General features: G+C 68.1%; 13 protein-coding genes. 6 read left to right on the top strand and 7 right to left on the bottom strand.

Annotated elements, in window-relative coordinates:
- Positions 1-31 precede the first annotated feature (31 nt).
- Positions 32-856, top strand: a complete 825-nt coding sequence (locus tag BKA15_RS34805) for a PspC domain-containing protein (RefSeq protein ID WP_218871218.1) — start codon at positions 32-34, stop codon at positions 854-856.
- Between the two features lie 86 nt (positions 857-942).
- On the opposite strand, the gene BKA15_RS11380 is transcribed toward BKA15_RS34805, so the two are convergent.
- Both BKA15_RS11380 and BKA15_RS11385 read right to left on the bottom strand, forming a co-directional pair.
- Positions 943-1,752 carry a DUF559 domain-containing protein gene (locus BKA15_RS11380; RefSeq protein WP_179750826.1) on the bottom strand — a complete coding sequence of 270 codons (810 nt, stop codon included), beginning with the start codon at positions 1,750-1,752 and terminating at the stop codon, positions 943-945.
- A gap of 174 nt (positions 1,753-1,926) precedes the next feature.
- Complete coding sequence (locus BKA15_RS11385; RefSeq protein ID WP_179750827.1) at positions 1,927-3,585, bottom strand: FAD-binding dehydrogenase; 1,659 nt, start codon at positions 3,583-3,585, stop codon at positions 1,927-1,929.
- 89 nt (positions 3,586-3,674) lie between these two features.
- On the opposite strand from BKA15_RS11385, the gene guaA reads away from it, so the two are divergent.
- Both guaA and BKA15_RS11395 read left to right on the top strand, forming a co-directional pair.
- Positions 3,675-5,249: a glutamine-hydrolyzing GMP synthase gene (gene guaA / locus BKA15_RS11390; protein WP_179750829.1), complete on the top strand. Its 1,575-nt coding sequence runs from the start codon at positions 3,675-3,677 to the stop codon at positions 5,247-5,249.
- Positions 5,250-5,436: 187 nt separating this feature from the next.
- Positions 5,437-5,940 (top strand): RNA polymerase sigma factor, encoded by a 504-nt coding sequence (locus BKA15_RS11395; RefSeq protein ID WP_179750831.1) that lies wholly within the window; start codon positions 5,437-5,439, stop codon positions 5,938-5,940.
- Between the two features lie 42 nt (positions 5,941-5,982).
- Here BKA15_RS11395 and BKA15_RS11400 read toward each other — a convergent pair whose 3' ends face one another.
- The 4 genes from BKA15_RS11400 to BKA15_RS11415 all read right to left on the bottom strand — a co-directional run bounded on the left by BKA15_RS11400 (position 5,983) and on the right by BKA15_RS11415 (position 17,366).
- Positions 5,983-9,273, bottom strand: a complete 3,291-nt coding sequence (locus tag BKA15_RS11400; RefSeq protein WP_246322323.1) for a DUF499 family protein — start codon at positions 9,271-9,273, stop codon at positions 5,983-5,985.
- Between the two features lie 34 nt (positions 9,274-9,307).
- Complete coding sequence (locus BKA15_RS11405) at positions 9,308-10,984, bottom strand: DUF262 domain-containing protein (RefSeq protein ID WP_179750835.1); 1,677 nt, start codon at positions 10,982-10,984, stop codon at positions 9,308-9,310.
- A complete protein-coding gene (locus BKA15_RS11410) occupies positions 10,981-13,725 on the bottom strand; it encodes a DUF1156 domain-containing protein (protein ID WP_312878954.1) in 2,745 nt (914 codons plus the stop codon). Before BKA15_RS11410 ends, BKA15_RS11405 begins: the two co-directional genes overlap by 4 nt.
- Positions 13,726-13,937: 212 nt before the next feature.
- Positions 13,938-17,366 carry a helicase-related protein gene (locus tag BKA15_RS11415; RefSeq protein WP_179750837.1) on the bottom strand — a complete coding sequence of 1,143 codons (3,429 nt, stop codon included), beginning with the start codon at positions 17,364-17,366 and terminating at the stop codon, positions 13,938-13,940.
- Positions 17,367-17,476: 110 nt separating this feature from the next.
- On the opposite strand from BKA15_RS11415, the gene BKA15_RS11420 reads away from it, so the two are divergent.
- Both BKA15_RS11420 and BKA15_RS11425 read left to right on the top strand, forming a co-directional pair.
- Positions 17,477-18,874: a Tox-REase-5 domain-containing protein gene (locus BKA15_RS11420; protein ID WP_179750839.1), complete on the top strand. Its 1,398-nt coding sequence runs from the start codon at positions 17,477-17,479 to the stop codon at positions 18,872-18,874.
- Positions 18,871-19,614: a hypothetical protein gene (locus tag BKA15_RS11425; RefSeq protein ID WP_179750841.1), complete on the top strand. Its 744-nt coding sequence runs from the start codon at positions 18,871-18,873 to the stop codon at positions 19,612-19,614. Before BKA15_RS11420 ends, BKA15_RS11425 begins: the two co-directional genes overlap by 4 nt.
- A 41-nt stretch (positions 19,615-19,655) precedes the next feature.
- On the opposite strand, the gene BKA15_RS11430 is transcribed toward BKA15_RS11425, so the two are convergent.
- Positions 19,656-19,958, bottom strand: a complete 303-nt coding sequence (locus BKA15_RS11430) for a chorismate mutase (protein WP_376766799.1) — start codon at positions 19,956-19,958, stop codon at positions 19,656-19,658.
- A 109-nt stretch (positions 19,959-20,067) separates the two neighbouring features.
- On the opposite strand from BKA15_RS11430, the gene BKA15_RS11435 reads away from it, so the two are divergent.
- The gene (locus BKA15_RS11435; RefSeq protein WP_179750843.1) at positions 20,068-21,993 is read left to right on the top strand and encodes a ligand-binding sensor domain-containing protein; all 1,926 of its coding nucleotides are present in this window, start codon (positions 20,068-20,070) and stop codon (positions 21,991-21,993) included.
- Positions 21,994-21,998 lie beyond the last annotated feature (5 nt).

Raw genomic sequence — 21,998 nt, forward strand, 5'->3', positions numbered from 1 at the left:
TGGCGAACGACCAGAACAAAGGAGAACTTCAATGAGCAACCCGTACCCGCCACCGCAGAAGCGGTTGATGCGCAGCAGTTCGAACAAGGTGCTGGCCGGCGTCTGTGGCGGGCTCGCCGAGTATCTGAACATGGACGTGACCCTGGTCCGGGTGCTCTGGGTCGTGCTCACCCTGGTCACCGGCGGCGGCATCGGCGTGATCGCCTACATCGTGATGGCGCTGGCCGTACCGGAGAACACGACGCCCGGCGGGTACCCGTCGGTGAACGGCCCGCAGCCGGGTGAGCCGTCGCAGTCGTACGCGCCGTACCAGCCGCCGCAGCAGCAGAGCGCCGACCCGGTCTGGGGCAACTCGGGCGCGCCGTGGGAGCAGTCGCAGCAGCAGGCACCGCAGAACACGCAGCCCGGCCCGTTCCCGCAGCCGCAGCCGTCCCCGCAGCCGGAGCCGTTCCCGACGCCGGAGCCGTTCCCCAAGCCGGAACCGTTCCCGCCGGCCCCGGAGCCGACCCCGCCGGCGCCCGAGCCGACCCCGCAGCCCGAGCCGACCCCGCCGCCGCCCGAGCCGTTCCCGCCGGCGCCGGAGCCCGGTGAGCCCAAGGCCGCGGAGTCGACCTCGACCCAGGGCTCGACCCTCTCCGACTCCAGCCTCGGCGAATCGAGCCTCGGTTCCACCTCGGACTCCGGGGATGAGGGCTCGTCCGCGACGAATTCGTACGACTCGCCCTCCACCGAGACCGGCACCACCGAGTCGAGCTCGTCCGAGTCGGGCGCGTCCGACTCCGGCTCGAGCTCGTCCGACTCCGGCTCGAGCTCGTCCGACTCCGGCTCGAGCAGCGGATCAAGCTCGTCCACCTAACCCGACCCCTCCCCTACCCGCCCCGGAGTCGCCTCACCGAGTGTGAGGTTACGACCACGAAATCGGTCCGATTCGTGGTCGCAGCCTCACACTCGACGCGATTCAAAGAGGGTTTGCCAGAGGTTGGTGTAGCGGGGGCGCGGGCCGCGGTAACCGCGGTCGGTCAGGGCTTTGTGGACCGTCTCGGCGATCTCGCGAGGATGCTTCATCCGCCCATGAGTCACGCGAATGATCCGATAGCCGGCCGCCACGGCCGCCTCGTGACGTGCGATGTCACGACTCCACTGCATCGGGTCGGTCCGGTGCTGGTCGCCGTCGTACTCGACGATCGTCTTGAACTCCTCGAGAACCAGATCCATCTGCCCGATCGGCTCATCGGCAGTGCCGATCCTGGGGTTGCAACGGGGCTCCGGTAGGCCGGCCAGGACGAGCAGAAGACGGAGCTCGGACTCCTTCGGCGAGTCGACGCCGGACTGCGCCAGGCCCGCCGCGCTCCGCGCCAGTCGGCAGCCGCGGCCGGACGCCGACGTTGCCGCGGCGCCCAACTCCGCGGGCGTGACCCGACGTAGCCGGATCAACCAGTCGGCCGCGGCCACCGGATCGACAAGGTCGAGGTCTGCACAGGCGGCGAGCCACGCCGCCTGAGGTGTCGCGATCCGGCGGCGGGAGTCCGGGAGGCACCTGACCCGGCTCAGCCGTACGCCGCTTCGGACGGTCTGGCCCGCGGTCTCGGTCGCCACCCGGATCGGCTCCGGCGAGCCGATCTCGACCCCGGGCAGCCAGAGCGCCGTCACCCCGGTGATCACGGCATCCGCGGGCGACACCAGGACGGCGGCGGCAGCGCGCTCGGTCAGCGTCGGCTCCTCCGATCCGGTCGCGTACACCCCTCGGGTCAACCGGCGAAACCGGGCAGACCGCCGGAGCTGACGCGCCGTCAACCCGTGCCGAGACGCGGCGGGCACGGTGATCAACCGTGGAGGTTCCACGGCAACAACACCAACACGCGGGGCGTCCTCCCCGCCACCCCGGGCCCCAGTTATCCACAGGCCAGGGAACCCGGAGTGCAGCGATCAAGCGAGGGCGCCGGCGAGGGAGCGACCTACGGTTCGGCCGCTGAACAGGCAGCCGCCGAGGAACGTACCCTCCAAGGCCCGATAGCCGTGCAAGCCGCCACCGCCGAAACCGGCCGCTTCGCCCGCCGCGTAGACGCCCGGGAGGACGTCGCCGCCTGGGACCAGGACGCGGCCGTCGAGGTCGGTCTCCAGGCCGCCGAGGGTCTTCCGGGTGAGGACGTGCAGGCGTACGGCGACCAACGGGCCGCCGGTGCCGGCTCGGCCGGGATGCTTGCGGTCCAACAGGGTGTGCGGCGGGACGACGCGCATCAGCTTGTCGACGACGAACTGCCGGGCGGCCGTGATCGCGGTGATCTGCGGATCCTTGCCGAGGCCGCTGCCGACCTGGAGGTCGCGCAGCTCGATGGTCTGGCGCAACACGTCCGGGTCGATCCGGTGGTCCGGGGTCAGCTGGTTCATCTTCACGGCCAGTTCGGCGACGGTCTGGGCGGTCAGGAAGTCGACGCCGTGGTCGAGGAACGCGCGCACCTCCGGGGTCGGGCCGGGCGCAACCCGGCCGGCCAGCAGCCGCAGGTTCTTGCCGGTCAGGTCGGCGTTCTGCTCCGAACCGGACAGCGCGAACTCCTTGCCGACGGTCTCGACGTCGGTGACGAACCAGGAGTGGTCGTGGCCGGCCGCGGTGATGGCGCGCAGCGCGCCCAGGGCGTCGAAGCCCGGGAACAGCGGCGCGGGCAGCCGGCGGCCCTCGGCGTCCAGCCAGAGCGAGGACGGGCCGGGCAGGATCCGGATGCCGTGCCGGGTCCAGACCGGCGAATGGTTGACGATGCCCTCCGGGTAGTGCCACATCCGGTCCGGGTTGATCACCCGGGCGCCGGCCGCCTGGGCCACCTCGAGCATCGAGCCGTCGACGTAGTCGGGCACGCCGATGATCATGTTCTTCGGCGGCTCGCCCCAGACCCGCGGCCAGTTCTTGCGGACCAGGTCGAGATTGCCGCCGATGCCGCCGGCCGCGATCACCACGGCCTGCGCCGAGAACGTGAACCCGCCCACCTCCGTCCGTTCGGTACGGACACCGCGCGGCGCATCGGACGGGGACAGCACGGACCCGGTCACCGTGACGCCGTCGGCACCGGCCGCCAGCCCGGTGACCCGGTGCCGGTTCCGCAGCCGTACCCGCGGCGAGGCGAGCACCTGGTTCGCGAACGGTTCGACCAACCCGGGACCGGTGCCCCAGGTGACGTGGAAACGGGGCACCGAGTTGCCGTGCCCGGGCGTCGCGTAGCCGCCGCGCTCGGCCCACTGCACCAGCGGGAACCAGCGCACGCCGAGCCCGTGCAGCCAGCTGCGGGCGTCCCCGGCCGCGAAGTGCACGAAGGACTCGGCCCATTTCCGGGGCCAGTAGTCCTCGTCCCGGTCGAACCCGGCCGAGCCGTACCAGTCGGCCAGCGCGAGCTCTTCGCAGTCCCGGACCCCGAGCCGGCGCTGCTCCGGCGTGTCGATCAGGAACAGCCCGCCGAACGACCAGTGCGCCTGGCCGCCGAGGGACTGGATCGGCTCCGCGTCCAGCAGCAGCACGGACTTCCCCGCCTCGGCGAGTTCCGCCGTCGCGACCAGGCCGGACAGGCCGGCGCCGACCACGATCACATCAGCGTCCATGGCTGCATGCTGCCAGGTTTTGTGCGGGTTGGGCCATGGATAGACTTCCGGCTTCCCCACCGTTGACGTCTGAGAAGGCCGCGAACCCTATGACATCGTTTGATCATGATCTGGTGATCGTCGTCGACTACGGCGCCCAGTACGCCCAGCTCATCGCGCGCCGGGTCCGCGAAGCCGGCGTCTATTCCGAGATCATGCCGCACACGGCGTCGGTGGAGCAGATCACGGCCCGCAGCCCGAAGGCGATCATCCTGTCCGGCGGGCCGGCGTCGGTCTACGCGCCGGGCGCCCCCGGCCTCGACCCGGCGATGCTGACCAACGGGACGCCGGTGTTCGGCATCTGCTACGGCTTCATGGCGATGGCCCAGGCCCTTGGCGGTACGGTCGCGCACACCGGCATGCGGGAGTACGGCCGCACACCGGTCACCGTCAAGGCGCCGGGCGTGCTGCTGAACGGTCTGCCCGGCGAGCTGAGCTCGTGGATGTCGCACGGCGACGAGGTCACGGCGGCGCCGGAGGGGTTCCTGGTCAACGCCACCTCGCCGCGGGCGACGGTCGCCGCGTTCGAGCACCCGGACCGCAAGCTGGCCGGCGTGCAGTGGCACCCGGAGGTGCTGCACAGCGAGCACGGCCAGCAGGTGCTGGAGCGGTTCTTGATCGACATCGCCGGCTGCCGGCAGACCTGGACGATGGCCAACATCGTCGAGGAGCAGGTGGAGCGGATCCGGTCCGAGGTCGGCGACAAGCAGGTGCTCTGCGCGCTGTCCGGCGGCGTCGACTCGATGGTCGCCGCGGCTCTCGTACAGCGCGCCATCGGTGATCAACTCACCTGCGTCTTCGTCGACGGCGGCCTGCTCCGGGCCGGCGAGGTGGAGCAGGTGGAACGCGATTTCGTGGCGCACACCAAGACCGACCTCAAGGTGGTCGACGCCCAAGATCAATTCCTGTCCGAACTGGCCGGGGTGACCGATCCCGAGGCCAAGCGCAAGATCATCGGCCGGGAATACATCCGGTGCTTCGAGGCGGCCGCCCGGGAGGTCGTGGCGAGTGCGGAGTCCGACTCCGGCCACACGGTCGAGTTCCTGGTCCAGGGCACCCTCTACCCGGACGTGGTCGAGTCCGGCGGCGGCGAGGGCGCGGCCAACATCAAGAGCCACCACAACGTCGGCGGCCTGCCGGATGATCTTCAGTTCCGGCTGATCGAGCCGCTGCGGACCCTGTTCAAGGACGAGGTACGCAAGGTCGGCGAGCAGCTGGGCCTGCCGCCGGAGATGGTCTGGCGGCACCCGTTCCCCGGCCCCGGGCTGGCGATCCGGATCGTCGGCGAGGTGACCCGGGAGCGGCTCGACCTGCTCCGCCAGGCCGACCTGATCACCCGCGAGGAGACCACCGCGGCCGGGCTGGACCGTGACATCTGGCAGTTCCCGGTGGTGCTGCTGGCCGACGTCCGGTCGGTCGGCGTGCAGGGCGACGGCCGGTCGTACGGGCATCCGATCGTGCTCCGCCCGGTCAGCAGCGAGGACGCGATGACGGCCGACTGGAGCCGGCTCCCGTACGAGGTGCTGGAGAAGATCAGCACCCGGATCACCAACGAGGTGGCCGAGGTGAACCGGGTCGTGCTGGACATCACCAGCAAGCCGCCGGGCACCATCGAGTGGGAATGATCAACTAGCGCACCAGCGGGTCAGCATCGGCCCGCATATTGCCGTCCCCTGGACGCCGTCGCCGGAAGTGCATTCGACGTACAACCGGAATGCAGCCGTGGCGTAGACATGGAGCCTCAGGCGCACCGCGAAGCCCCAGCGCTCGTCCCCGCTCGGCCCGGACGCCTGCCCATCGCGGGGGAAGGTCATGGATCCTGAAACGTTCGACGCCTTCTATACAACGTCGTTCGGCCGACTGGTCGGTCAGGTCTATGCCATGTGCGGAAACTTCACCGAGGCCCAGGACTGCGTCCAAGAGGCGTTCGTCCGGGCCTGGGACAAGCGGCACACGCTGGATCCCGACCTGGCGCCCGAGGCCTGGGTGCGAACGGTCGCGTACCGCCTCGCGGTCAGCCGCTGGCGCCGGGCGAAGCGGGCCCTGCAGCCGCCGGACCGGGCCAAGCAACCGGCCCGGACGCCGGCCGAACCCGACGTGACCGGCATCGCGCTGGCCCGAGCCCTGGCCGGGCTTCCGGCCGAGCAGCGCCGGGCCATCGTGCTGCACCACCTCTGTGACCTGTCGGTCGCCGAGGTCGCGCGGGAGGTCGGGGCGCCGGAGGGGACGATCAAGGCCCGGCTGTCCCGCGGCCGGGCCGCCCTGGCCGCCCAGTTGGGCAACGACGATCCCGTACCCACGCCGCGGGCGGCCTGACCCGCCCCTGCTCTCGGCAGGTCACGACCTTGGTGCCCGGTCCTACTCCGCCTCGAAGCCGGCCTGGTCGAACCGGAGCACCGTCGCGTTCTCGGAGATCGTCCGCCGCCGCGCCTCGTCGAAGCCGTCTCCGGCGAGCGCCTCGATCTCCACCCGCACCGTCAGTCGGATGCCCTGGGCGTTGAGATGGGCGAGCACCTCGTCGGAGATCTTCTTGAAGTCCAGCGTGTAACGCTCGGAATCGAGCGTCTTGCTGCCGAAGAATCGACGGTCCAGCTCGACCGTGACCGGGGGACGTTCGATATCGAACGAGCCGGGCCTCGACGGGTCCGCCACCGGATCGGGGCTGGGTTCGCCGACGGACTCCTGCTGCTGCTCCTGCTGTCGCTGCTGCTCCGCGATCTCGTACCTGACGATCAACGTCGCGTTGGTGACTGCGCCGTCCAGCCGCCCGGTGCCGATCCGAAGACCGACGTACCGTTCGCCGTCGTGACCCTCAGCGAGGGCGAACCCGTCGTTGAGCAGTAGCGGCTGGTTGAGCACTCCGTCGAAGAGGACCGAGGAGTCCCGCAGTCGAGGCATGTAGGGGTACGACGCGAAGAGCTGCCACAGGTCGCCGACCGCCACGTGACCGCTCTCCCAGATCTTCGGTACCCGGTCGATGGCCAACTTGATGTTGAGCGCGGCGGTCTGCTGCGCGAGCCTCCCGTCGCCGGCGAGCTTCTTGGTCACGCGTTCGGCGAGAGAGGCTGCGGAGCCTTCGACCTTGGTGACCGCGATCTCGAACGGGCCGCTTGGATTGGGAGCGTCCGGCACCAGACCCCACTGGTAGGCGCCCAGCAGTCGCGCGTCGACAGTGTCGTTCGCCAACCGACGGCGCTCCTCGGCCTGGTTGCGCTGGTTCTGGGTCAGATCGAGATCGTGCGAAGCCAGGACCTCCTTCCAGGCCAGGTAGTCCCGCACCGCGGTGTCGACCTCGGCCATCCGATCCTGGTCTGCGGCAAGGTACACCACGGCATTCCGGAACGTCCTGTGGCCGGTGCCCTTCTGCTCGGTCGCGGTCTGGGCAAACTCCTTGGCACTCGATGCGCCGTTGTTGCGGGCGTGGGTGAACCTGGGATGCAGGATGACCAAGCGCGCTTCGTCGAGGTCCGGGATGTCGCCGGTGTCGTTCGGGCAGATGTGGACGTTGGCGAACCCCCCGCGGGCGCGCGTCTGTGAACTGAGCCGGGTGACGATCTCAGCCCAGACGTCCTCCTTGTGCATCCGCTCGGCCTGGTCCTTGGCCCGGCGCGTGATGTTGGCCTGCAGGTCGTACCAGTACTTGCCCTGCCCCGAGTAGAAGTACGTCGCACGATCGGCAAGCGCCGTCAGCGCAGAGTGGAAGTTGCCCGGCACGTCGCCCGGCACAGCAGTGCCGAGGAAGACCCGCTGAGTCTCGATGCCCTTGTGAGCGGAGCCGATGGTCGGAGCGGCGCCGAAGAAGACCGTCTTGGCGAGCCGCTGGGTCAGCGATCGTGCGCCGAAGACGGACCGCTCCTTGTCGATCCGGGCCGGCTCGGATCCCTCTCCTGCGACATCGGCGTCGATGATCGCCCGCCACGAGTCGTGGAGATACTGCGCGAGCTCCGCATTGACCCGGGACGCCGCCAGCGGCAGCGAGCCCGGCATGATCAGGGGCCCGGCGTCGCCGCCGGTCCACAGCGCGTGGATCACCTCGCTCATCAGGCGCAGTACACCGCGGGTCCGCTGGAAGCGGTCAAGGCTGGACCACTCCTCGTACAGGGTGTCGAAGAGCTCGGGGTGGAGGGGATAAGTCCGCTTGATCCGGTCCTCGTACGACGCGTCGCGCGCCTCGCGGGGGAAGTCATTGTCGTGCCTGCGGTAGAACTCCACAAAGGTCCGCGCCGTCTGGCTGATCGCCGCCAGGGCCGCGGCATCGGGCTGAGTGAAGAGGCGTTGCTTGACGATGTCGTAGGCCTCGCTCGAGGAGGCTGGACGCCACTGATCCGCCACCCGGCGGACGACGTTCTGCAGGCGCTTGAGTGCCTCCAGGCCGCGAGTTCCACCGACTTCCTCGGCGCTGCCGACCACGATCTGGTTGGGATCCCGACCGGTTTCTGATGCCGGGATCGAGATCGCGAGCAGGACTCCCGGGGTGGCCTTCGCCGCCTCGGTCAGCGCCTGTGCGAAGGTGAACTGCGTGTCGAAGGTGCCGCCTGCGACCTCGCTGTCGGGCTCGACCTGATCCGGGAGTTGGCGAGCGTAGGCGACCCACTCGTCGATGAGAATGACGGCCGGCGCATAGAACTCCAGCAGGGTATGGAGCGCGCCACCCGGATTCGTGGCCGAGCGGTCGGCCTCAGCCACAAGTTCGTACGCCTCGGCGCCGCCGAGCTGCCAGGCGAGTTCGCCCCACAGTGTCTTGATTCGTGTACCGCTCCGGGTCTCCCCTGCCGGACTGAAGTGGTTGCCGACCAGTGCCACGCGTCGAACCGGTTCCTCCGGCAGGCCGCCGGACGCGACGAGCAGGTCCTGCAGTTCTTGTGGGTATTCGCTCAGCGACGTGCCACTGGCGAGGTGCCACAGCGAGAGCATCGAGTGCGTCTTGCCGCCACCGAAGTTGGTTTGGAGGTTGATCACCGGTGACGCGTTGCCATCGCCGGACAGCCGTCGCACGGCGCGACCGATCAGGTCCTTGAGACCTTCGGTCAGGTACGTCCGCCGGAAGAACTCGACGGGCTGGGCGTACTCGCTGTCCTGCTCCCCCGCGCTGGCCACCTTGTAAAGATCAGCCGCGAACTCCGATGCGGGAAAATTGCCCGTCGCAACGTCGTCGTGCGGCGCGAGCACCTCCCGCCACGGTCTGAGCCCGGAAGACTCGGGGTTCGCAGCGGCTGCCGAGCGCAGCGTCCGCTGGTCGTCCTTCTCCGCCGTCACCCGGCGCAGGTCGAGCCTGATCTTGCCGATCGCATCAGCCGTCTCGGGCGCGTTGATAGCGACCGCGAACCGCTGTGCCGTGTCGAGCGCGCGGTAGGCGTCGTCGTTGGAGAACGGCTTCAGGTGCGCCCAGGAATGCCGCACCTGGAGCAGTTCGCCCGCCCAAGCCTCGTGGGTGCGGCTGAACACCTTCTGCAGCGGTCGCCAGCCTTTCTTGTACCGGCTGGTCACGTTCTCGGAAAGGAACTTGAGTTGGACCGACGGGTCCCCCGGATTCACGTCATGCCCAGTACCGATGACGTCCCCATAGATCTCCACCCAGTTCTTGCCGTCTGCCGGCGGCACAGTCCGGTGCAGGAACGCCTCGATGTCCGGCGCCAACAGGTCGAACATCCTGCCAATCCGGTCGCGGTTATTGAGTGCCATGTCAATCCACCTGCCATTCGTGAACAAGGAGATCTACGAGCTGCTTCTGCCTGGCCTCGATGACGTCGGGCGTCCAGGTTTCGTATTCGAGTACCTGGGTGGTGAGCGCGAACACGGAGGAACCCTTTACTCCACCGAAGTAGCGCGACTTCTTGGCAGCGAAGTCGTAATTGCGCGCCTGGCTGTTCTTCCTGCGATTGAGTAATAGGAGATTTCCCAGCCGGTGGGTCCAATCGTCCCGCTGCTCCTCGGTGAAATCCGCTAGCCATTGCGACCCTTCGGCTGGGGTCTGCGGCAGAACATGCTCGATGCTGATGATGCTGTGCTTGTACGTGGCCCCGGGATCCTTGGCCAGCAGTTCGTCAAGCCGAAGCATGACATAGCGCGCTCGCCGAGTTTGCATGCGGTAAATCTGCCCGTTGATGGCGTTCCGCGTTTCCCGACGCTCCTCATCGGTGAGCTCGAGCGCCGGAGCCGACAGCTCCTTGCCAGCCTTGAGCTCATTGACCAGGTCGAGATACCGGGTAATGCGTGGCGTCGTGTAGACGCCCCGCATGAGAAAGCTCGCTGCCAGCCGCTCGAGCCTGTCGAGGAAGGTGGCAAGGAACTCCGCGTCGTCGCTGTGCTCCTTGAGTGCCCACAACGCAGCGGGCCGCCAATCCTTGTTGTCGATCATCGCGAGTCGCTGGAGCCGATGGTTGACTGCTTCCCACTCGGCGCCGTGCCCGAAGTCTTGCACGACAGTGCGCTCGAAAGCCCTGCTATAAGGCAGGATCAGGTCGTCCACGAAGTTCGCGGCAGCCCCCGCCGTGAGGTAACCGTTGAGCACCTGATCGGGGAACTCCTTGAGGAGCTCCTGGCGTGGAAGCTTCCCACTCACAATGGTGCGGACATCGCGGAAGAGGTCAGTGAAACCCTCACTGCCGAGCACTGCCTCGGCGTCCTCCCAGCGCTTGGCATAGTCGGAGTCGGCCGGGAACTTGCTCATCACCTCCGACTTGAAAATGTCCGTCGGCGCCAGATCAAGACCGCGTGCGTTCATCACACTGAAGATCCGGTAGGCGCTGTCGAGGTTCGCGGTGGCAACGACGACCAGGTAGGTGTTGGTCGTCATCAGGGTCGCGAGTTCCTGGCGCCGATCCTCACCCCACGCCGACAGGCGCTCGTGCAGGACTTTGGCGTTGTCGCGAATCGCCCGCTTGGATTCCGTGTCCGCTGCATTGTCCGAAAGACCAACAAGGACCGCGATCTTTCCCGGATTCTGCACGTAGGACTGGAAGAATTCAGCCTCCTGCTCCCTCAGCAATAGCCGCGGCTTGGAGGGCGTGCGCGTCACCGGATTGCCTGGCTCGGTGACGTAGGCTCCGAGGGCCCGCCCGTAGACGTCATCAGTGCTGAGGTCGCGAAGTGCACCGAACAGGATGGTCAGCGTGGTGAGGCGTTGTTGTCCGTCGATGACGTCGTAGATGTCCTTCCCGGCCTCAACGAGGACCAGCGAGCCGAGGAAGTAGGGCTCATTGTCGCTGCGTTCGAGCGTGTGCTCGAGATCGTCCAGTAGCTGGATCGCCTGGTCCGTCTGCCACCGGTAGGGACGCTGGTAGGGCGGGATCCGGAAGTCGTAGTCGCTGGAGAAGACCTTCTGCAACGGCTCTTCGTGGGCCTTCAGCTCCTGTGTCATCGCTCGTCTCCTTCCTCGAAGTCGAAGGCTTCCTGGGACTGCGCTGGTCGGGCGTCGGCGGCAGCCTGCATCGAGTGCTGGACGTCGGGCCAGCTGGTGACAACGTTGTTGAACGCGAGCGCGTCCTTGGTCCAGCCGTGCTTCTCGGCGATCCGGAAGAGTAGGTGGGCGAGTTCCTTGACTAGGTCGGACTCGACCGCGCCGTCCGGGCGGCTAAGCGCCGCGGCGAGGAAATCGCCGGCCGGACCGATGCCGTCGTGCTCAAGGATCTTGATCAGGTGATGCAGTGCCTCCCAGATGCTGGTGTGGTCGTCGGCGACGATGTCGTAGTCCCAGCGCAGATCGGTGGGCCTGATCAGCGCGACCTTGCTCGCGCGGCTGGTGAGAATGCCGTCGCGATCCATCGCGGCGACGCTCGTGTTGCGAGCCCGGGCGAGGTTGTCGGCATCACCGAAGACGCCGGTGCCGTAGCCGTTCTGGCGGTACCACGCGATCGCGAACCGGGTCGTCGCGTCGAAATCGCCCTCCTGCTCCGACAGGACCTGATCAAGAAGCTCGTTGATCCGCGCCAGCGCCGAGCGGACGGTCATCTTCGTGCCGTCGTTCTCGATCACCGCCGAGTAGCGGCTGAACACCGCCATCCCGGGCCCGATCGCCGCCTGCGGCAGGTCAACCGGCGCGATCAAGCCCTGCTGGAGCTTGCGCAGCGCGTCCGGCAACTCGGACTCCAGCGCGCCGATTAGGCCGCGACGGTCGGTCGTCGGTGCGTCCTCCGGGCGGGGGCGGAGGGAAAGGACGATGGAAGAGGCAAGGGCGTTGGAGCCAATGCTGATCATCCGGCCGGAGCCTTCGGTGCGCATTGGCCAAGTCGACGTTATCGCCCACCCTGTGCGAACCATTCCTTCCAGAAGTGTCTCCCAGCCTGTAGATGCTTCGCCGGAGGAATCTGCCTCGCTCTGCTTGAAGGCGTAGTAGACCGCGATCGGGAATTCACTGGTTGCAGCAACTCGCGCACGCGCGAAGACAGTTCGAAACCCTTCCTCGAAGAACTCACGAGCCCCATCACGGCCGCCGTGGCGATACGGATTTGCGACCAGCTCCTCGGCCTTCGGCACCAGCATCGTTGCCAGCAGGTCCGGGTACACCGGCCGAAGGCTGCGGCGAAGCCAGACGTAAAAGAAGTCGGAAAGGTCTGAGTAGCCGATGTTGTCGTAGTAGGGCGGGTCGGTGCTGAGGACGACAGGCCGACTGACCGCCTCTTGAGCATCTTCCTGGCGGGCGACCGCCCCGGCTGACGCCGGTAGCCGCTCGACCGCGTTTGCCACAGCGCCAGCCATCTTCGTCAGGCTTCCCGAGCTATCTGCAAACGGATTGCCTTCGCCAAAGTCCCAGGTCATCGGGATCGCCTGCCGAGCGAACATGTTGCGCAGAATCTCCATCTGCGGATTGCTCGCCCAGGTGGTGATCGATGACTGGTAGTCAGTCAGCCGACTCACGACGATGCCCAGGTAGGTCGCGACAGCGTCGGCGTACTCGGGGGTGCCGCCGTCGGCGAGGACCCGCTCGCGGGTTTCGGTGACGAGGTCGCTGAAGGTGGTGAGGGCGACGAGCTGGCGGTTGGTGAAGAGGTCAGAGAACTTCGTCAGCCCGTAGTGCGGCGTCCAGAGATTCCGCGGGTCGTGTCCGAGCTCCTGGTCGGGGACGTCATGCGGGCGTGTGACGGCGGCAGCGTGTTCGTGCTCCTGGGTTGGCGGCAAGTAGGTTCGCTGCCGGCTGCCCTCCGCGACGACAGCCATCAGTGCAGCGCCTATCCGGCCCGCCATGCCCTCCGACTTGATGTGATCCTTCGACACGACCGAGTCACATGCGACGCAGACGCCGCCCTGTCGACCCGACATCGTCCCGACGATCTGCGGACCGACTGCGTCGTGCCCGATCTCGAACTTGACCCGCAGCCGCGACGGATGGGTCGGGTCGCCGACGACAGTCGGGACGATGTACGCCTCCTTGCCCTTCTTCTTGCCGAGCCACCAGGACCGGACCAGCGGCATCTCGATGCCGCAGGCCGGGTTGGGGCAGGTGACGGTGCGGGCCCAGATCCAGGCGATGACGGTGGCCTGCGTGCCGTCGGGCAGGGTCGCCTTTGGGTAGAGGTGACCGATCCGCTGCTCGGCCTGGTCGCGCATCCATTGCCCGTAGGCGCGGACGTCGGCGGCGAGACCTGCGGCGACCTTCCAGTCCCGGAACTCCGATTCGGCGAGTCCGGGGAATACCGGTGGCTGGTTGCGGAACTTCGGCGGGATCTCGATGAGCGCCTTGTTGATGAGCACCGCCACCGGGTTGAGGTCGGAGGCGTGGGCCTCCAGGCCGAGCCGCTGGGCCTCGAGCGGGATGGTGCCGCCGCCGGCGAAGGGGTCGAGGATCGGCGGCGGGTTGCCGTTGGTGGACTTGAGGATCTCCTGCCGGGCCTCCTCCAGCAGCTTTTCGTCGCGGACGTTCTCCCACACGACCAGGCGCTCGATGAGACCATGCAGCCGCTCGCGTTCCTTGCGCTGCAACTCCTCGGTGGGGAACTCCTCCGGGCGGGCACTCGGGTCGTCGACGAGCTGGGCGAAGAGAACGGCCCGCGCGGCGGCCAGCGGACGCCGGGCCCACCAGAGGTGCAGCGTCGACGGGTGCCCATGGCGGATCGACTTCTCGCGTGCCGACTCGCGGTTGATCACCTCCAGCGGCAACGCCACCTCAATCAGCTTGCGGGGGTGACCCTCCATAGCGGGCAAGTGCTTCTCCTTCGTGGCCTACCTGTGGGGGACCCTTCGACCCGACCTGGGTGAGCACGCCGCAGGCGTCCGCCCCCGTGCCCATGCCACTGTGCCCCGTGCCTAAACCTATGTCGTTCTTGCAGCCGATGTGCCGGAACGGTCCGACTCGTTCCACGGACCGACCCGGCGCGTCAGAAGGGCGCCGATCCCTTCGCCCAGGTCCGGGCCCAGTTCCCAAGCACGCCGTCGGCGTCGAAGGCGCCGAGTCGCAATTCCCGGAACGGATCGGTGAGGTAGCGGACTTCGTCGTGCTCCGGGCCGCGCGGATCGACCCGTACCAGCGCCAGCCGGTAGTGCGGTGCGGCGTTCTGACCGTGGCGAATCTCGGTGTGGGTGACGTAGAAGCCCTTCGCCCCAGCGATGCGTGCCTTGACCTCCACGAAGATCGTCGGCCCGTCGGGCTGCTCCGGACCCGGGAACGACCGGATGTCGTAGCCCGGATTGTTGCGCGCCATCTCCTCCGGCGCGCGGCCCAGGATCCGCTCAGCCGCGAGCACCGCGTCAACTCCTCGACGCTCCACCTCCTCGGTGGCCACGGCGTGCATCGGGGCGTCGGCGGGGAGCTCGACCGCGCTCGGCGGCAGTACGACGGCGGCCGCCACAACGCGCGGCGGCACCGACGACAGCAGGGCCTGCTTGTCGAGCAGCGCAGTGCGGGCCGTCAGCCGCGCGTCGAGCTCGGCCGCCTTGCGCTCCAGACTTTCGGGTGTCTCCCGTACGCGCTTGCCGAGCCGCTGCCGCTCGGCCGCCTCCATCGCCTCACCGCTGAGCCGGTTGATTTCGAGATTCAGCCGTTGGGTCACCTGCGCGCGGGACCGCTTGACCTCCGCAACGCGCCGCTGGGCCACCTCGGCGAGATAGGCCGGCAGCTGCTCGGTCACCAGCCAGTCCAGTGCCGCTCCCTCGGCCCCGTCGAGCGCCCCGGCGACCGAGGTCACGTCGAACGACACCGGCGCAGCCACGCAGTCGAGGTAGGGGGCGGGTCCTGCCGGACGCGCCCGTCCGTCAGCGTTCACGTAGGCGTAGCCGAAGCGTTTGCCGATGGTGGTGCCGGTGCCGTCGACGATCTCCTCCTGGAGCGCGACCAGCAACTCCGGCTCGGAGACCTTGGAAGACACCAGCGTGACTCCGCGTTCGAGGACCTCGCCCCGTGTGGCCAGCACCTCAGTCAGGACAGCGTCGTGAAGGACGTGCCCGGGCGCGATCAACTCGGCCCGGGTCAGCTCGGTACCGTCGACGCGGTCGAGGTCGAACGTCACCCGGTCGTAGCGCGTCGCCACCGGCCGGCGATCTGCCTTGGCCCGCTCGCGTACCACCGCTGGGACGTTGCTGATCTCGTACCGGCCGGCCTCGCGTCGTGCGGCACGACCACCGAGCGCCTTGAGGGAGGCGAGGAAACATTCGGCGATGAAATGAGGCTGAAGCCGCCGCGCGCGGACCTCGTCCATGGTCCGGCGCAGCGCCTGCAGGTCGGCCTCGGCCATGGTCTCCTTCGCCAGGGCTCGCTCCTCCAGCAGGTCTCGCACGCCCTCGGCGACCGATGCGTCGATGACGCGATCCATCCGGGCCCGCACTTCCGGCCGCTCGCCGTACTGGATGGCTTCCAACAGCAGGTCACGCAGGGGATGCTCGTCGAAGGCCGCGCCCAACACGTCGAAGACGCGACCGCCGTACGCCTGCCGCTGCTCCTCGACCTTCTCCAACAGTCGGGTGAACACGGCTCCCTCGCGCGTGCCTTGGGCGACGAGGTTCCACAGCCGGCAGACCTCGGTCTGCCCGATCCGGTGGATGCGGCCGAAGCGCTGCTCGATCCGGTTGGGATTCCAGGGCAGGTCGTAATTGACCATCAGATGGGCGACCTGGAGATTGAGGCCCTCTCCCGCGGCATCGGTGGCCAGGAGGATGTGGCAGTCGGGATTATGGGTGAACTCCTCGGTGATCTCCCGGCGGGTGACTCGACGCACGCCACCATGGATGGCGCGCACCGCCCCGCTGCGTCCGAGCAACCCGGTGATCTTGCGCTCGAGATAGTCGAGGGTGTCGCGGTGTTCGGTGAAGATGATCAACTTACGCGGTCGCCCTGAGTCGTCCTGACCGATCACGTCGTGCTCGAGGATGTCGCGGAGCTCGATCCATTTCCGGTCCGTGTCAAGGTGCCGGACCTTGCGTGCAGCTGCGACGAGGTGGTCCAGCACCGCGAGCTCTGCGTCCAGCTCGTCGACCGTGCGAGCCGCAGTGGCCGCGTCGACCAGTTCCTCTTCGACTGTCTCGATCTCGTCGGCTGCGAATTCGTCGGGATCGGATTCGAGCCGCTCGTCGTAGAACGGATCGGCCACGCCGACTCCGTTGATCAGGTCCTGACGACGACGTTGCAGACGATCGGAGCGACGACGAAGGCTTTGGAAGATCGCTTCGGGGCTCGAGGCAAGACGGCGTTGCAGCACGGTAAGTGCGAACCCAACGGTGTTGCGCCGCTTACCGTCAAGGTTCTGGGCCCGCCCCATCTCGTTGCGGACATATGCCGTCACCTGCTCGTAGAGGTCCTGCTCCTCCGGACTCAACTCGTAGGGCACGGTCTGGGCGATCCGTTCGGGAAAGAGCGGCTTGCCCTCGAACGTGAGCAGGTCCTCCTTCACCATCCGGCGCATCACGTCTGAGGTGTCGCCCGGCGTGACTCCGCGACGTGCCTTGCCCTCGAACTTGTCCCGATCCAACAACGTGAGGAACAACTCGAAGTCTTCCTGCTTGCCGGCGTGCGGCGTCGCCGTCATCAGCAGCAGGTGACGGGTCCGCTCGCCCAGCAGCTCACCCAGCTGGAATCGCTTGCTGCGCTCAAGTTTGCCGCCGAAGTAGTGGGCACTCATCCGATGGGCCTCGTCCACGACAACCAAGTCCCACTCGGAGTCCGCCAGCTGGGCGTTCAGGTCGTCGTTGCGAGCCAACTGGTCCATCCGTGCGATCAGCCGGTCCTTGCCGTCAAAGACGGAGCGGCCCAACGCGGCCTCAGCTGCCGTGGAGGTGAGCAGGTCGAATTCGAGGCCGAACTTGAACCAGAGCTCGTCCTGCCACTGCTCGACCAGGCCACCGGGTGCGACAATCAGCACCCGACGAACGACGTCGCGCAGCAGCAACTCCTTGATGTAGAGGCCGGCCATGATCGTCTTGCCCGCGCCAGGGTCGTCGGCCAACAGGTAGCGCAAGGGAGTTCGCGGCAGCATCTCGCCGTAGACGGCCCTGATCTGGTGCGGCAGTGGCTGCACATCGCTGGTGGCCACCGCCAGCATCGGGTCGAAGGCGCCAGCCAGGCGAATGCGCTGCGCCTCGGCCACCAACCGGAAGTCCTGCGCATCGGCGTCGAACGGCCGGCGCGTCGCCTCGGCAACGGAGAGGACCGCCTCGTCGGCGCGATAGAGCAGCCGGCGGTCGAGCGATCCGTCCGTGCGCTCGAAGGTGAGCGTGACAGCATCCCGACCGTTCCTGCGCACGCCGACGACCAGCACCTGCTCTCCCGGGACAACCCCGCACAGGCGCTGGTCGGTGGTGATGTCTTCCAGTCGCACGCGGAGTCCTCCTCATGGTGCATAGATTGTTGTCCGGACTCTACGGCGAACCACCGACAGGTGGTGAGGCAGACCCGACGGACGCCCGGCCCGGCCGTTAGGGTTCCGGCATGCGGGAGATCGGCCGTGCGGAGGATCACCGGGATGATTCTGACCTGCCCGCTCACGGCGAGTCCCGGCCCGACCACCTGCCCGAACGGGATGATCAGCGGCCGGCCGACGACCGGGACGCACCGGCAACTCGGTCGTTGACCAGGGCCGAGGCGTGGGATCGGGTCCGGTGGGACGCGGTCGCGAAGAACGGCGCCACCCGCGAGCAGTACGAGGCGTACCGGGGCGAGGCGCAACTCGACGATCTCTACGCGACCGAGCTGGAGCGGATCCGGCAGGAGCTGCGCCCGCCGATCCGAGCCGCCCTCGCCCCGCCGAGACCGCACCTCGCCCCGGACCGGCACGCGGAACTGGAGGATCGGCAAACCGTCGCGCTCGACCGGTTCCGCACGGTCCCCGTCGAAGGGCCCGACAACACGCCGCTCAACCCGGCCCGGATCGGGAACCGGCTCGGCTCGGAATGGCGGAAGAACGATCCACCGTTCCCACCGGGCGACCTTCGGCTCCGGGACGAGTTGATCTACCGCCGCTGCGAGCCCGGTCGGCAACTCTCCGACCCGCCGCAGCCGACCGGCCAGTCCCGCCCGGAACTGGCCGGCACCCACCAGCCCGTCCCCGAGTCCCTCCGGGAGCGTTACCCACACGGGGTCGACTACACCGCCGACGGCAGACCCGACCTCGCCCGCTACGCCAGCAAGACCGTCGCGCTCGCCAACGGCTACGACCGCCCCGAATACGCCGACCCCGATCGCCGGGCCAATGACGTGTTCGGCTGGACCAGCACCCCCGAGGGCAAGACCTGGCACCAAGCCGGCGACGGCCGCACCCTGTGGTTGATCGACACCGAGCTTCATGATCACTACGCCGACCAAGATCACGACGTCGCTGCAGAAGTTGATCAACCCATCGGCCGCTGGGTCGACCCACCCCGCCGCACCTTCAACGACCCGTACAACCAACGCTACGAAGATCACGCCCGCGAGATCACCGGTGCGCCCGCCGGCAAGGAATACCGCATCGAACATGACGGCACGGCGGCCCACATGGACACCCGAACCTTCCGCGATCACGGTGACCAATCGACCGAAGTCGTCGTCGACGCGAAGGGCCGCTACCGGCAGTTCATCAGCAGCGACGGCAACTGGCACGACTGGTTCGGCGAATCCAAGAAGGGCGGGGTGCCAGGCATGATCGAAACGGCGTTGCGGCAGATCAAGGCCGCCGACGGCCACCCCGTGGAGTGGTGGTTCGCCGAACCCGAATCCGCGAATGCGTTCCAGCGATCAGCGCGGGGGAACCAGCACCTCCGACGGTACGTGACGGATGGTACGTTCACCGTGCGCCACCTGCCGATGCCCGAACAAGACCCCGAGAACCGAGCGGAGGACCGCCCGTGAACAAGCACCTCGAGCCGTGGATCCTGCAGGTGGCCACTCGCTCGGTCCTGGACTCCTGGCAGGCCGCCGCTCTGGTGATGCGCGACATCCTGAACGCGATCTCCGATGCCGTTGCACCGGTCTACGGCGGCCAGCTCCGCTGGAGCAGCGAAGACACGACGTACGAAGACTGGGAATCCATCGACACGATCACCGAGCACCTGATCGCGCTCCGCAGCCTCAACGATCATGGACAACCCATCGAGGAAATCGGGGCGACCGGAGGCATCGGAGGTCACCTGCTCGATGCCACCGGCGAGTGCGACCGGCTCGTCAGCTGCGTTTGGTCCGCCCGAACCAATCACCGCTACGGTTTCGGCGGGCCGTTCGAGTTCAAGCCGAGCCGTGGCGTCGCCAAACCGCTCAACGAGCACGCCCCCGAATGGCTCGCCGATCTCGTCTGCCGCACAGGCCACCACGGCCATGCCCAGGAAGTCGCCGTCCACAACCAAGGACTCGGCGACGCCTTCTGGGAAACCCCCATCAAGGTCATCCCCGCCGGTTGCGGCGTCGCAACTTACGTCCCCCTCGGCGTCACCGTCCCCACCGACCTCCCGCCGTCCTTCACGGTCTACCCCCGCGAGCTCGGAACCGCGATCATCGCCGACCTCGACCAAGCCCTCACTGCACCCGAAACCCTCGTCGACGACCTGATCACCCTCAGCCGGCAGCTGACCCACCTCCACGACCAGCCCGCCTGATCTGCTCTGGCGAGGTCCAGCCGGACGTCCGCCAGTCTGGCTCAGGACGTCGCGTGGTGCTCCGCGATCGCCTGGTGGTGCCGGACCACCTCGGCGACGATGAAGTTGAGGAACTTCTCGGCGAACTCGGGGTCGAGCTTGGCCTCTTCGGCGAGCTCGCGGAGCCGGCTGATCTGCTGGGCCTCGCGGGCCGGATCGGCGGGCGGGAGTCCGTACTGGGCCTTCAATTCCCCCACCCGCTGCGTGATCTTGAACCGCTCGGCCAGCAGATGGACCAGCGCCGCGTCCATGTTGTCGATACTGTCCCGCAGCCGGTGGAGTTCGGTCATCACCTGATCGGTCACGCGGGTCAGCGTAGTCCCGTACCGCAGCGGCCCTGCTCCTGCATAGCGGATGGCCGAAAAGACAATTTGGGTATTGCTCAAACATGGCAGATCGCTCTAGCGTGACTGAATGGATCGACGTCAGCTGATCAAGACCGGTGGATTGGCAGCCCTGGCGGGCACGACGCTGGCCGGGAGCACCGTTGCCCCGGCCCTGGCGGCCCAGCCACCGAAGTTGTACGGGACCGCGGCGCTCAGCGCGGCCATCGTCGGTTTCGCGACCGACGGCAGCACGGCCTGGTGTGTCAGCCGCGGCCAGACCCCGCCGAAGGTGATCACGTACGACATCGCCTCCGGCTCCGTGACCAAGGTGGTTCCGCTGGAGCGCGGTGACGGCGCCTGGGCGGCCGGGTTGTCGGGCGGCAAGGTCTACATCGGTACGTACTCGTTCGGCGACCTGGTCGAGTACGACCCGGCGACCGGGTCCGCCACCACGATCGGCCAGATCGGCCCGGTCGGGACCATCCCCTGGCAGACCGCGCCGGCGCCCGACGGGGTGGTCTACCTCGGCACCTACCCGCGCGGCGAGGTCTGGTCGTTCGACCCGGCCACCCGCGCCCTGACCAATCTCGGCCGGGCGGTCGCCGGCTCGCAGTACGCCCGGGTGCTGGCCGCCGACGAGCGGTACGTCTACGTCGGCACGATCCCCTCGCACCTGATCCGGATCGACCGGGTCAGCGGCGAGAAGGTCGACATCATGCCGGCCGACACCACGCTGAGCCGCGGGTTCGGCTCGCTGGCGGTCCGGGACGGCAAGGTCTACGCGGGCGTCGGCAACGGCGTGATCGAGATCAACCGGGACGGGTCCGGCTTCGTCGACCTGCCCGCCGCCGACGAGTACCTGATCGACGCCCTCGCCTTCGACGCCGACGGCGCGGTGATCGGCCTGGGCCGGCGGACCGGGAGCATCCTGCGCCGGGAGGGCAACACGATGGCCGTGATCGGCCAGGGCCCGGCCGGTGACGAGAACCGCGGCGTCGCCGAGCTTCCGGACGGCAAGATCATCGGCGCCTGCGGCAGCGGTCTGCTCTTCGTCTTCGACCCGGCTTCCGGCGAGGTGACCACCAGCGACCTGGTCGAGAACGAGGACGCGGCCGGCCCGGAACTCCTGCAGTCGTTGAGCCTCGGGCCGGACGGCACCGTCGCCGCCGGCGGGCACTTCTCGATCACCGTGCACGACCCGGCCCGCCGGACCAGCAGCCGGCATCACGTCGCCGGCGAGCCGAAGGACATGATCACCTGGCGGAACGGGATCGTCGCGGCGCTCTACCCGAGCACCGAGTTGATCTTGCTCCGACCGGACACCGGCAAGATCAAGAGCTACGGCCGGATCCTCAACGGGCAGCAACGACCGTGGTCGGTGGTCCGCCATCCGAGGTCGGAAACGATCTTGATCACCAGTGCGCCGCCGACCGGATCGTTGCAGGGCGGGCTGACCCTGCTCGACCCGGTGTCCGGCGAGTTCGAGGTGCGGCTGGACATCCTGAAGAACCAGGGCCTGACCTCGATCGCGCTGGACGGCGACCGGGCCTACATCGCCGGCGACACCTGGGGCGGCGGCGGCACCCCGCCGACCGAGCCGACCAGCGAGGTGGCCGTCTTCGATCTGCGGACCCGGACGGTGATCGATCGGATCGCCCCGCTGCCGGGCATGCCGAGCATCCAGAGCGTCGCGGTGCTGGACGGGATCCTGTACGTCTCGTACAAGCGGGTCTCCGGGACCTGGATCGCGTACGACCTCGCCCGGCGGACCGTGATCGCGCAGGGCAAGCTGAGCGGCTACGGCGTGATCACCGTCAGCGGCGGCCAGGTGTATGCGGGCGCGAACTTCGGCGACAACCTGTACCGGATCGGGCCCGGGCTGACCGAGGCCGAGGTGCTGCACACCGGGATCGGCACCAACTGGTACACGGTGCCACGGATCATCCCGGCCGCCCGCGGCAACGGCGGCTGGACCGCGATCAACCGCGAACTCGCCCTGATCGACCTGTCCTGACCTGG

Source organism: Microlunatus parietis, assembly GCF_013407955.1.
GTDB lineage: Bacteria > Actinomycetota > Actinomycetes > Propionibacteriales > Propionibacteriaceae > Microlunatus > Microlunatus parietis.